At 51.1% G+C, this 12,257-nt stretch carries 10 protein-coding genes; 5 read left to right on the plus strand and 5 right to left on the minus strand.

The window, feature by feature from the left end:
* Positions 1-57: 57 nt before the first annotated feature.
* Positions 58-1,815 carry a methyl-accepting chemotaxis protein gene (locus ACK3CJ_RS09055; protein ID WP_409526092.1) on the minus strand — a complete coding sequence of 586 codons (1,758 nt, stop codon included), beginning with the start codon at positions 1,813-1,815 and terminating at the stop codon, positions 58-60.
* 328 nt (positions 1,816-2,143) lie between these two features.
* Between ACK3CJ_RS09055 and ACK3CJ_RS09060 the strand changes: the two genes are divergently transcribed.
* The 3 genes from ACK3CJ_RS09060 to thrH all read left to right on the plus strand — a co-directional run bounded on the left by ACK3CJ_RS09060 (position 2,144) and on the right by thrH (position 5,035).
* The gene (locus ACK3CJ_RS09060) at positions 2,144-3,247 is read left to right on the plus strand and encodes a DNA-binding protein (RefSeq protein ID WP_409526093.1); all 1,104 of its coding nucleotides are present in this window, start codon (positions 2,144-2,146) and stop codon (positions 3,245-3,247) included.
* Positions 3,248-3,369: 122 nt separating this feature from the next.
* Entirely contained in the window at positions 3,370-4,344 is a 975-nt protein-coding gene (gene cysB, locus ACK3CJ_RS09065; RefSeq protein WP_409526094.1) for an HTH-type transcriptional regulator CysB, read from the plus strand.
* Positions 4,345-4,417: 73 nt separating this feature from the next.
* Positions 4,418-5,035 carry a bifunctional phosphoserine phosphatase/homoserine phosphotransferase ThrH gene (gene thrH, locus ACK3CJ_RS09070; protein WP_409526095.1) on the plus strand — a complete coding sequence of 206 codons (618 nt, stop codon included), beginning with the start codon at positions 4,418-4,420 and terminating at the stop codon, positions 5,033-5,035.
* Between the two features lie 131 nt (positions 5,036-5,166).
* Here the strand turns inward: thrH and ACK3CJ_RS09075 are convergent, their stop codons facing one another.
* Entirely contained in the window at positions 5,167-7,032 is a 1,866-nt protein-coding gene (locus tag ACK3CJ_RS09075) for a methyl-accepting chemotaxis protein (RefSeq protein WP_409526096.1), read from the minus strand.
* 230 nt (positions 7,033-7,262) lie between these two features.
* Positions 7,263-8,633: an aminodeoxychorismate synthase component I gene (pabB, locus tag ACK3CJ_RS09080; protein WP_409526097.1), complete on the minus strand. Its 1,371-nt coding sequence runs from the start codon at positions 8,631-8,633 to the stop codon at positions 7,263-7,265.
* Positions 8,634-8,761: 128 nt separating this feature from the next.
* On the opposite strand from pabB, the gene ACK3CJ_RS09085 reads away from it, so the two are divergent.
* Positions 8,762-9,634 (plus strand): alpha/beta fold hydrolase, encoded by an 873-nt coding sequence (locus tag ACK3CJ_RS09085; protein ID WP_409526098.1) that lies wholly within the window; start codon positions 8,762-8,764, stop codon positions 9,632-9,634.
* A gap of 167 nt (positions 9,635-9,801) precedes the next feature.
* Here ACK3CJ_RS09085 and ACK3CJ_RS09090 read toward each other — a convergent pair whose 3' ends face one another.
* Positions 9,802-10,674 carry a hypothetical protein gene (locus ACK3CJ_RS09090; protein WP_409526099.1) on the minus strand — a complete coding sequence of 291 codons (873 nt, stop codon included), beginning with the start codon at positions 10,672-10,674 and terminating at the stop codon, positions 9,802-9,804.
* Between the two features lie 125 nt (positions 10,675-10,799).
* Between ACK3CJ_RS09090 and ACK3CJ_RS09095 the strand changes: the two genes are divergently transcribed.
* Entirely contained in the window at positions 10,800-11,564 is a 765-nt protein-coding gene (locus tag ACK3CJ_RS09095; RefSeq protein WP_409526100.1) for a helix-turn-helix domain-containing protein, read from the plus strand.
* Here ACK3CJ_RS09095 and ACK3CJ_RS09100 read toward each other — a convergent pair.
* Positions 11,548-11,904, minus strand: a complete 357-nt coding sequence (locus ACK3CJ_RS09100; RefSeq protein ID WP_409526101.1) for a flavodoxin family protein — start codon at positions 11,902-11,904, stop codon at positions 11,548-11,550. The genes ACK3CJ_RS09095 and ACK3CJ_RS09100 overlap by 17 nt on opposite strands.
* Positions 11,905-12,257 lie beyond the last annotated feature (353 nt).

A 12,257-nucleotide genomic window follows, 5' to 3' on the forward strand; every position in this document is an offset into this window, starting at 1 on the left:
CTAATTGCCCCCCTGAAAGTCGTCTATAAGGCGATCTGGCAGGGGGGCAGAATGTGATCAGCCCTGCTGTGGAAGCTGAAAGTGGCTGATACTGACCATCATCTCTTCGGTCAGACTGGTCAGAGATGCCGCAGACTTGGCCAGATGGCGTGCAGATGTGGCGGTTTCCGTGACTGATTGGCTGATGTTGTTGAGATTGAGGTTGATCTGTTCAGCCACCGCTTCCTGTTGTTCAGCAGCCGTCGCACTCATGACATTCATATCATTCAGTTCGTTGACTGAAGTCGAAATGGTTTTGAAGGCGGTGCTGGCTGAACTGGACAGTTGCACATTCCGGCGGGCCCTTTCGCACCCTTCTGTCATGGCATTCACCGCCTGAACAGCACTGTTTTGCAGCTTCTCTATCATTGAGTTGATCTCATTAGTGGAACCCTGAGTGCGGCTGGCTAAAGTGCGTACTTCATCAGCCACAACGGCGAAACCACGCCCCTGTTCACCTGCTCGTGCCGCTTCAATGGCGGCATTCAGGGCCAGCAGGTTAGTCTGGTCAGCGATGCTGTTGATTACATCCACTACCTGAAAAATCGCCTGACTGTCGGCTCTTACATGCTCAATCACCCGGGCGACCTCTTCGATCTCACTCGCCAGAGTAGTGATTGCGTCAGCGCTTTCCGTCATGATGCCCAGACCGTCACGGGCATGGGCATCTGTCTGCTGACTCAGTTCGGCAACTCTGGAAACGCTGAGAGCGACATCCTGAACGGTTGCAACCATTTCGGTCATTGCCGCAGCGACCTGCTCGGCCTCTTTCTGCTGAAGATTGACACGCTCACTGGTCTGTTCGCTGTTGCGATGTAGGTCTGCTGCAGAGTCAGTGATTGATTCTGCTGCTTTGCGGGTTGCTGAGATAACATGCACCAGACTGGTACGCATCGCTTCGGCGCTGGACATGATGCTGCCATGTGAAGCACGGGGTAAAACGTTGGCGATGTTGCCTTCGGCAATCTCCTGCAAGGCTCTGGCGACAATGACCGGCTCACCACCGATGGTCCGCTTGAGAAACCGATAGCTGAAATAGAGGCCGCTGAGCAGTACTGCCAGAATGGCCAGCACAATGCCGATCAAAACGCTGAGCCACTGCGTTGCTTGATGGTTGGCTTCTGATACCGCGGACTGAGTTCGATGGTCGAGCAGTTCAAAGAACTCATCGACCGGTTTCATGATTTGTGCCTTGAATTGATGGTAGTCTGCGCTGTGCATCAGCGAGCGAGCCAGTGCCAGATCAGGTTCGCCACGCAGGGTATATGCACCGTTCTGGTCTTCGAACTGGCCTTTGACGGCGTTCATTGCCCGGGTTTCGAGTGCGACCAGTGCATCTGAATTGCGTTGGGCTTCGGTCAGTTTGGCCAGCTCAGCCTCAGTAAATCCCGCTTGTCTCATCAGAGCCGTCAGAGCGACGGTGTCACCGGGTGGTTGCGGAGCTGGCTGCCCAGCGGCAACAAAATCCCAGTAGATCCTGTGATAATTCTGGGGTCTGGGTTTTTCACCGTTACGGATGGCCAGTATTTCGAAATATTGCTTTTCCCAGGCGGGATCTCCTGTGATTGCATAAGTACGTGCCAGGCGCGTCAGTTCATCGGAACTTTGGCGTAATTCATCTGCCAACAGGTAGGATTGATAGCGGTTGTTGCTGGTTTCAGCCAACTCCTGGCCCAGTCCCAACTGGCGAACGGTTGCCAGTGCGAGCAGGATCATGAGCGAGGACACGATGAGTGAGAGGAACAGAAACAGTTTTCGAACAGTCAGGTTTTTCATAACACAGTCCTTTTTCCCTTTATGAAAATCGATCTTTCGGCCCGGCCGACTTTCAGGTAGGTCCCGGCAGAGAAGTTCCATGGTGATCAGGGGCAGTCGTAAGTGATCCATCCAGGGTCAAAACTTTCCTGATCTGGTGAAATTATGCACCAATATCTGGCTAAATCCAGCCGTTAGTGCGCTATTTTAATGCACCAGTTTCTCTGGTTGTAGCACTGTCAAAAGCAACAGTTCATAGGTTATGCTACGCAGGTCTATCTGTGCTGATGTGTGTCAGGGAGATGGGTTGAATCTATTATGTTTTTTAAGTCAGTGGTTTAGTGTGTAAATGGATATTGAAACTATCAGGGGTCGAGTGTTTGAGGTGGCTGACCAATTGTTGTTGTCGGGTCAGCGTCCAGACATTGAAGTGATCTCTTCCAGGGTTGACAGCTCTCCGGAAGAGATTGCACAGAATATGGATGAGTGGTGGCAGGAGCTACCTGCACGACTGGATATAAAGGGCGATCACCACTTCGAAATGCCCGGCATGCCGGATGTATTGGCGCAAGCCTTTACACGTGTATGGCAGCAGGCAGTTCAGGAAGCGCAGTCGCATGTCATTCTTTCTCGCAAGAAACATGATGCCGGTGAGGAGGAAGATCGGCGAATCAATGATGATACCGTTCAGAAAACTCATAGCCTTTATGTAGATCTGGAAGCGCGATACCGGGATCTGCAGCTCAAGCTTGAAGAGAGCCGAGAGCAGTCACGCGTGCTTGAAGCTGAGCTGACTGTCCTGAAGGGTAACCTTGCCAACGAGACCAACCATCGTAAAAAGGAAGAGCAGAAACGCTCTACCCTTGAGCATGAGTTGGCTCAGCTGCGAAAAGTGCATGATGATGCCAAGCGCGTCTTTGATCAGCGTATCAAGGAGGAGCAGCGTCATATGCTTGAGGCTCTGGCAAAGGAGGAGGTCGAAACCCGCTTCTATCGGAATGCGCTGGAAAAAGCGCGTGAAGAGGCCAGTAAGCGTGAGTCAGAGTTCACACGGGAGGCTCACGATCTACAGACTCGCCTGGCCCGGCGTGATGTCAATGTCGATACTCTGAAATCCCAGAGCAAAGGGATGGAAGTTGAGTTGCAGAAATTCAAACAGGAAGCTGCCACTCAGCAGCGTGAGCTATCCAAGCTGAATAATCAGTTGCTGGCGGAGTTGAACAAAACCAAGCGTCTGGAGCAGAAGGTCAGAGAGCTGCAGGAAGAGTCACGCCGGACCAATCAGAAGTTGCTTTCTCAGTCAAATGAGGGTGCCAAGCGTGAAAACGCATTGCGCCTGCAGCTGAAGGATAAAGAGGATACTGTGATCAGGGCAGAAGCTAAGGTCAATTCGCTGGAGAAGCGTATGATCAGCTATGAAGAGGAAGTCAGGCGCCTTAGCTCACGAATTTAGTTGATCTGATAGCAGACAACTCAGTATAAAGTGATACAGTTAATATCAATACCAGTTCTTTTTTGAATTTAGTTATATCATGGTGTTATATTTGAGTTTGTTTATGTAATCAGGATATCAAGATGAAACTGCAGCAATTGCGTTATATCTGGGAAGTTGCAAGGCATGATCTGAATGTATCTGCTACAGCTCAGAGTCTCTACACCTCTCAGCCAGGCATCAGTAAGCAGGTTCGTTTGCTGGAGGACGAGCTGGGTGTCGAGGTATTTGCCCGCAGTGGCAAGCACCTGACCCGTGTGACGCCAGCAGGCGAAGCTATTTTGCAGATAGTGGGAGATATCCTGCAGAAGGTAGACAGCATCCGTCAGGTGGCGCAGGAGTTCAGTGACGAGAAGAAGGGTACGCTGAGTATCGCCACGACACATACTCAGGCTCGTTACGCTTTGCCCCCTGCGATCAATGAGTTCATCAAAATGTATCCGGATGTCTCGTTGCATATGCAGCAGGGGACGCCGATGCAGATTTCGGAAATGGCTGCCGATGGCGAGGTCGATTTTGCCATTGCCACCGAAGCGATGTCGCATTTTTCCGATCTGATCATGATGCCCTGTTATCACTGGAATCGTTCGGTCGTAGTACCGAAGGATCATCCTCTGGCTCAGGTCTCCAAACTGACGCTTGAAGAGCTGGCACGTTATCCGATCGTGACTTATGTATTCGGCTTTACAGGGCGCTCAAAATTGGATGATGCATTCCGCGATCGAGGTCTGACACCGCGTGTAGTATTCACCGCTGTCGACTCAGATGTAATCAAGACCTATGTGCGCCTTGGACTTGGTGTGGGTATCGTCGCGACCATGGCCTTCGAGGCCGAGCAGGACAAGGATCTGGTCGCACTGGATGCCAGCCATCTGTTCGAGCCCAGCACCACACGCATCGGATTCCGCAAAGGCACCTTCCTGCGTGGTTACATGTATGACTTCATCAAACTGTTTGCGCCGCACCTGACGCCTGAAGTGGTACAAAAGGTTCTGGCCTGCGCCAATCGTCATGAAGTTGAAGAGATGTTCAGTGGCTACGATCTGCCTCATCATTGAGGAAGATATCTAACAGTTTTATTTATTAATCACCGATAACTCATGCCGCGCGGCGGCATGCTGAGGAGGGCGTGTGGAGCTGGCTTGTCTGGATCTGGAAGGGGTGTTGATTCCCGAAATATGGATTGCGTTTGCTGAGGAAACCGGAATTGAGGAACTCAAGGCAACAACGCGCGATATTCCCGACTACGATGTGCTGATGAAACAGCGGTTGCGCTTGCTGGATCAGCATGGTCTGACCCTGCCCCAGATACAAGACACGATCAGCCGACTGACGCCACTGGAAGGTGCTGCCGAATTTCTGGATTGGCTGCGTGAGCGGTTTCAGGTAGTGATACTGTCTGATACTTTCTACGAGTTTGCTCAGCCTCTGATGCGCCAGTTGGGTTTCCCGGCGCTGCTGTGTCACAAGCTGGAAGTAGATGAGGCGGGGCGCATCGTGGGGTATACCCTCAGGCAGCGTGATCCAAAACGCCAGTCAGTCAGAGCTTTTCAGTTGCTGAATTATCGAGTGATTGCGACGGGTGATTCTTACAACGATACCACCATGCTCACTCAGGCTGAGGCGGGTATTCTGTTCCACGCACCGGATAATGTCATCAGTGAGTTTTCGCAGTTTCCAGCAGTGCAGACCTTTGAAGAACTGAAGCGCGCTTTCATCGGCGCCAGTAATCGTTCTTTGACGATTTAGGGAGCAGGCGTCGCTCGGGCCCTATATCGTTCGATAGAAGTTGGCATAATTAAGGCCATAAAAAATAAAAAGGGCTGCCCGATTTGATTCGGACAGCCCTTTTTAAATGGTGAAGCTTTACCCGCCGCTAATCACACCTTGAAGTTATCGGTCAGTTTTTTCAGTGAGCCTACTACCTGGTTCAGATCAGCTGTTCTTTCGCGTGTAATATGGGCCTGCTCGGCTAACGTATCTGCGACTTGTTTGATCTGTTCGGTGTTGCCACTAATTTCGGTTGTGACCGCATTCTGCTGCTCAACGGCGCTGGCAATCTGCACGGCCATGTCGCTGATGTTACGGCTGGCGCTGTCGATCATCTGCAATCTTTCAGCCGCCTGTTCGGCGTTGGTCACGCTGCTGTGCGCCTGTTCCTGACTGTCGCTCATCATTTTAACGGCCTGAGAGGTTGATCCCTGCAGCTGTGTGATCATATGCTGGATCTCTTCTGTAGCCTTGTGGCTGCGCTGCGACAGAGTGCGGACTTCGTCGGCAACCACGGCAAAACCACGGCCCTGTTCGCCTGCGCGTGCAGCTTCAATCGCAGCATTCAGTGCCAGCAGGTTGGTCTGTTCGGCTATACTCTGGATGGTCGCCAGAATACCAGTGATATTCTGAACGTGGGTGTTCACCTCAGAGATGGTTGTTGTTCCCAATGCAATCTGTTCAGCCAGGTTGGCAATGCGCTTGCGGTTCTCGCTGACAACGCCGAGTCCCTGCTGAGTGGAGTCCGCAGCATTCTGCGCAGCTGCTGCGGTCTGTTCGGCATTGCGCGCGATCTCGCTGGTAGCTGATGACATTTCCTGGGCAGCAGCAGCCAACTGGGTCAGTTCACCCTGTTGCATTCCCAACTGATCAAGATTCATTTTGACCTGTTCGGCGCTCACTTTGGCATCTTCGTGCAGGCGCCCAGTCAACTGAATCACCTCGGTGATGGTGACCTGCAAACGCTCAATAAATTTATTGAACGCTTGACTCATGCGGCCAAACTCATCCTGGCTGTTCACTTCCAGGCGGTGAGTCAAGTCACCCTCACCTTGAGACACATCGTCCAGAGCGATTGCAAGCTTCTTCAATGGGCGCAGCAGATACTTGACGAGGAACAGCAGTAAGGCTCCGGCAGCCAGCAGTACCAGCACACTCAACGTCAGCAGTCGCCATGCCAGTGCATTCAGTGCAGCGACCGCTTCACTGCGCTTGACCAGCAACACAAATGTCCAGTCAGCATCTTCAACCCGTGTGGGCGACATCAGCCAGACTTCTCCCTGATAGTTTACTTCAACCATTTGTCCGGGTGACGGCAATGTCACACCAGGAAGCAGTTCGTTGAGTGGCTTCTGAACCTGCTGAGGATTCGGGTGGGCGATCAGTTTGGATTCACCATCCAGCATCCACAGCTCTGATGTCCAGCGAGACTCCAGCTTGAGTAGTTCATCTATAACAGCGTTGATACTGATATCCGTACCCAGAACACCACGCATACTGTTTTTCAGAGGCGTCGCAAAAGATATGATCAGATTGCCACTGCCTGCATCAACGTAGGGGGGAGTGACTACCATACGATTGGCTTCCAGTGCCTGCTTATACCAAGGGCGGGTGCGGGGATCATAATCACCCGGCAGATCCGCAGCAGGGAAAGACTGCCACATGCCGCCATCTGCCGTACCGGCATAAACCAGATCAAAGCGCCCAGCTTCGCGTCCAAGCGTTAGTGGGGCTGTTGCATCAGCTTCATTAGTAGGTAGTTGATTGGCCAGCGCATCTATGACATCCGATTTCGCCGTTACCCAGTCCTGCGCGAAGGTGCGGGCAGTGCGCAACGTATTGTCCAACTCGCTGTGTATCGCCTGGTTTACTTCCGTGCGCAGCAGTTGTGCCGCCAGCATTCCCAGAGCGAGTAGTGCCACTGCGAGCAGTGCGAGCATGGAGCAGAGAATTTTTTGTTGAAAACTCAGTTGCATAATCAGAACCTTTTTACCGGATAAGTTGGATTGCATGCCGTGAGGCTTATTAACTATCCGTGTTTTTGTAATTGTCCTGTTATACGAAAGTATTATTCTTTGTATGTCTGATTCTGTACAGCCCTGAATGAAAATTAATGAAAAAGAAACATTTAAGCAAATTATAGTATGACATTCGAAAATGCCTGCTTTTTTTAATGAAAAATACGGCAGATCCGCTTTCAGAAAGGTTATTTCTGTAGTGTGAGCTCGAGGCAGCGTAGAAGATTATTCACCTTATTGAATGTCTCCTGATACTCGGACTCGATCTCAGAGTCGGCCACAATGCCACCACCTCCCCAGCAGTAGACCTGGTTCTGATGATGTAACAGAGTTCTGATCGTGATATTGGTGTCCATACGGCCACAGGCGCTGATATAGCCGATACTGCCGCAATAAATGCTGCGTCTGTGGGGCTCCAGCTCATCAATGATCTCCATTGCCCTGATCTTGGGTGCGCCGGTAATTGATCCTCCAGGAAAGCAGTGTTTCAGCAGCTCGATAGCGTTTTTGTTATCTGCCAAGCGAGCAGTGACGGAGCTGACCAGGTGGTGGACGTTAGGGTAGCTCTCCAGCGCAAAGAGCTCGGGTACCTTTACGCTGCCGGTGGCCGCGACTTTGCTCAGATCATTGCGCAGGAGATCAACTATCATGACATTCTCGGCTCGATCCTTGGTTGAGTTGATCAGCTCATCTGCCAGTTGTTGGTCTTCCTCTGGCGTCTTACCTCGCGGGCGAGTTCCCTTGATCGGTCGCGTTTCAATCTGTCCGTCAGGCTCACAGCGTAGAAAACGCTCAGGGGACAGGGACAGGACAGCCCCATCCTGGCTTTCAAGATAGGCGGCAAAAGGCGTCGTAGCCACCTTGCGCAGGAGTTGATACGCCTTCCAGCTATCACCACTGGCCTGTGCGGTAAAGCGCTGCGCAAAGTTGATCTGATAACAGTCCCCGGCATGGATATATTCATTAATACGGGTTAGTGCTGCTTGATAGTCAGCTTCGGTCAGATTGTTTATAAAAGGTGTATTCAGTGTGAATGTTGGCGTTTCAGTATGGACGGGCTGCAGAATACGAGCCCTGAGTGCTTCAAGCTGGCTCTCGCTGATGCTGTCATCTGCAATCAACTCCAGTGTGTTCAGGCGATTATCGCGAACCACTGCCCAGCGATAGCGACCGACTCGCAGCTCCGGAAAATCGATATCATCCTGTGCCTGTGATGGCAAACGCTCAATATAGCGCCCCAGATCATAGCCGAAGTGTCCTATCAGACCACCACAGAAGGGAAGGTCATCAGTCTCCGATCTGTCCATCTCAGCCATCATGCTGCGCATAACCTCGAAAGGGTCTTGATGCAGTATCATCTCCTGATTGTGCTGAGTCAGTGTCAGGTGCCCTCTATTAAGGCGCAGAATCGCGTCCGGTTCTGCACTCAGAATATCAAAGCGACCAAACCGGTTTTGCAGACCACAACTGTCCAGCAGCACGGCATTGCCGAGTGCTCTGATACGGTTGAAGACCTCTGGGGTTGAGAGGGTGTCGGGTAGTTGCAGGCGGCGAATCAAGCAGAATTCTCTCAGGCAAAAGCGGAATTTTAAACCTATCCAGCCAGACAGGCGAGCATCCTGTCGGTAAGAGTTTATAATTCATCGCCTTGAATGCCATTTTTAGTTGTTATGGAGTCGATTGAGCGATGAAGCATCCTTTCCAGTGCGAAACACACCAACTGATATTGCCGGATCAGCACATGACTTGGTATCGCTATACCAATCCGGCCATCAAGTCGGGGCGTCGTCTGCTGCTGGTGCATGGGGCAGGTGTTGCAGGGCGTGACACCTGGGAGATGCTGCTGGCGTTTCTGGAGCATTGGCCTGAGATAGTGGTGCCAGATATGCGTGGCACCGGTGACACACGTTATCCAGATGGTGAAGAACATGGCTTCGTACTGGGTCAGCTTGTCGGTGATCTGGGTACATTATTGAGCACCTTACAGTGGGATCACTTCGATCTGGGTGGTTATTCGCTGGGTGGTCTGGTGTCTCTTCGACTCAAACAACAGCTTGGCGCTCGGATCGGGAAACAGTTCCTGTTGGAGTCGGCACTGCTGGATCGACCGAGCATGCATGAAACAGTCGTGTTGCGTGAGCGCTATTCAGAAGCGGCTGAGCATCTGCGCTCGGCTGATACGGAGCAGGGAATCCGTGCTTTTCTGGATACCATCTCCCCACAGCGTAAAACAGCAGCCAAGGCTGAAGACCTCACTATCAGCCGACTGGGGTTGCGCCCACTTGGCTTCGCTCATGCGCTGGATGCCGTCACCCAGGCTATTCATCACCTTGATCGTGATCAGTTGCTGGCCGCACAGGGTGACGTTACCAGCTTTATCGGAGGTAACAGCGTGCATGCCATGCATCAACTGCACAGGGATCTGGCCGATCAGATGCCCAATTGGCATTACTTCATGATCACCGGTACTGACCATTCACTGCCATTCCAGAAGCCGCGCCAGATTGCGCGGATCATGAATGAGGAGATGGTTCGGTTTATGAAAGGTAGGGAGTCATAAACTGGTATTCGTTGATCTGTAGTTCACACTATGAGGAGGTGGAAAGATGTTTGCTGCTCTCCGGTCTGGCAGATGTTGTCAATCAGGCCACATCAGTGAGAGTAAAGTGCTGAATACCCAGAATGGCTGGTGTGAGGCACTGGTCACTACCATTGGAGCCTGAGGGTTTACTCGATTTTCCACGCACTTACGTGATTGTCCACCATCATGGGTGCATAGATCACTCCCGGAGCTGAGCCAATATCAGCCAGGCCGGGATTCAGAGCCAATACTTTTCGGCGTTCATTGTCGGTCAGTTGATAAAGCTCTCCGGTGATCCAGTCACTGACATAGATCTTGTCTCTGTCTACAACAATGCCATCCAGATTTCCCAGTTGGTACCCCGTCGGGACAACCTGCAATTCCATGGTGGTAGAGTCCAATCGATAGAGGCTGCCGGGGATCTGAGTGGAAAAATCATCGGCCAGCTCTTCGCCCCAGCTCGCGATCAGTAGCTCTCCTTCCCACCACAATACACCGTTTGGGTGAGGCAGATCCTGATGGCTGAACCATGGGGAGAACGTCGTCTGGTTAAGCTGGTAAATGGCGCCACCTAGAAGATCCGAGACATAAACAGATCCATCACCTGCCGCCGTCACATCGTTCAGCATCATGGCCTCGGGGGCGTTGAACTGCTCCACCACACGGTTCTCCTTCAGGCTTATCACGTGCAGTGTCTGCATATCGGCCACGTAGAGATTGTCTCCCACAATTGCCATTCCCTTGGGAGCATCAAGGCCACTGATCCAGTACTTGTCGAGAACGTCACCTTCCGTTGATACCTTGCTTATGTAACCTTCTCCGTTCAGTTCCACCGGGTGTCCGTTGATGTTGGATATATACAGCAGTTTGCCGCCGGGATCCGCAATCACGGATTCCGGTTGGTCAAGATGCTCGATTGTCCACAAGAGCTTGGGCTCGCCATCATTGGCGATGGCACCAGACGCAGACAGGATGGAAAGAGCGACCATTATCTTCAGTGGGGTGATAATTTTTCTCATTGCTGCAGATTCCTTTTGTTGAATAGGTAGTTTCGTGAAAAGGATATCTTTTTTTGTCATGGTTGTATGAAAATGGTACATGGGTATCATAAAGTGATACTAAACTTCATCTTCTGGATAAAGTCATGAGCGAACAACGGCATCGAAGCAGTGTTTTCAGTGCATTGAAACAGGTCTTGAAGGCACAAGGTATTCGATACCGTGATCTGGCTAAACTGTTGAATACGTCGGAGCCCACTATCAAACGCCTGTTTCAGGAACAGGACTGTAGGCTAAGCCGTCTTATTGAAATCTGTGATGTGATCGGGATTCATTTCTCCGATCTTGTCGAGTTGGCGGAGAAGACCTCTGTGGAACCCACCACGCTGGCGCTGGAAACCGAAAGGGAGCTGGCGTCCGATCCAGGGCTTACCGCTTTTTTCATGCTGTTGGTCAGCGAGTTCAATCTGGAAGCCATCGCCGATCAGAACGGGCTTGAGCCTACCGATATCTATCTATATTTGCGGGAGCTGGAAAAGCTGGATCTGATTCGCCTGGGGGCTAACGACTCAGTTCACTTCAGGGTCAAGAGACCAATACGCTGGCGTCTGGACGGGCCTTTGCACCAAACGCTTGTCAAGGTTAACCAAAATTTCGTCAAGGAGGCATTAACTCGGCACAATGGTGAAGATTGCTTGTTCTACTCCTCCAGCAGACTTGTCAGTGAGCGGAGTGTCAGCCGTTTGATGGAGGAGGTACATAGTCTCTACCAAAGCTTTCAGCAACAAGCCAATCTGGATCAGATGTTTTATCGAACGGAAGATCTGAAACCCTTCAAGATGGTTTCAACCATCGCACCTTTTGATTTATCAGCCTATTTTCAGGTTCCACCCTTCAAACGTCAGCGTTGACAATTGTCACAAACCTACGCACGTCTTCAATATAAAGCTCTGGGACGTAGCCACCATCGCAATTGGCATGTACATGTCCACCATACTTCATTCCAAGATATGTAAATGTGTCCTTAAATGAATTAATGAATGAGCTGTCGGCCTCTTCGCTGATTGATGTGCAAACAACGTAACCGACTTTCCCTCTCAGCCTTCGACCAACATGCTTAATATCGTCGATATCAAGAAAGTCAGACGTCCTATCTATAAAGACCTTCATCTGAGCGCTGGCAGAATACCAGTAAACGGGCGAAGCAAGAATTATCTTGGAGTAATTCAGAATCTGGTTCATCGTTGTCATAGTCTCTACCTGAATGCGAAGATCAACAGAATACAGTTGCTGCGAAATAACCTGACTGGGTGTATTGGCTGCGGCTGCTTAAGCATGAAACAGTGCCATTTGTTAAACCCTGATGACGTTTTGCATGAAAAAGGGCAGGGGCCGCGGCGAATCATTTGATGATCTGAGATCGAGTGCTCTGCCCCATGTTCAGAGGCAAATAAGACCTCTTGTCTTATCCTGGCTTTCATACTCGGGAAATCCCCTAGACCTTCGTATTATGTAGACAACTTTTCTTAAAATGACGGTTGACGGCCTCTTTTGGGGCCGGTATCGTTGCTTTAAATAAAGATTGTCGACAATCTTAGCGAGGC

The organism is Nitrincola salilacus, assembly GCF_046271865.1.
Lineage (GTDB): Bacteria > Pseudomonadota > Gammaproteobacteria > Pseudomonadales > Balneatricaceae > Nitrincola > Nitrincola salilacus.

Coding starts and splice junctions, on each gene's coding strand:
- ACK3CJ_RS09055 (WP_409526092.1), bottom strand. CDS start 1,815: ATGAAAAACCTGACTGTTCGAAAACTGTTTCTGTTCCTCTCACTCATC.
- ACK3CJ_RS09060 (WP_409526093.1), top strand. CDS start 2,144: ATGGATATTGAAACTATCAGGGGTCGAGTGTTTGAGGTGGCTGACCAA.
- cysB (WP_409526094.1), top strand. CDS start 3,370: ATGAAACTGCAGCAATTGCGTTATATCTGGGAAGTTGCAAGGCATGAT.
- ACK3CJ_RS09075 (WP_409526096.1), bottom strand. CDS start 7,032: ATGCAACTGAGTTTTCAACAAAAAATTCTCTGCTCCATGCTCGCACTG.
- ACK3CJ_RS09085 (WP_409526098.1), top strand. CDS start 8,762: ATGAAGCATCCTTTCCAGTGCGAAACACACCAACTGATATTGCCGGAT.
- ACK3CJ_RS09090 (WP_409526099.1), bottom strand. CDS start 10,674: ATGAGAAAAATTATCACCCCACTGAAGATAATGGTCGCTCTTTCCATC.
- ACK3CJ_RS09095 (WP_409526100.1), top strand. CDS start 10,800: ATGAGCGAACAACGGCATCGAAGCAGTGTTTTCAGTGCATTGAAACAG.
- ACK3CJ_RS09100 (WP_409526101.1), bottom strand. CDS start 11,904: ATGACAACGATGAACCAGATTCTGAATTACTCCAAGATAATTCTTGCT.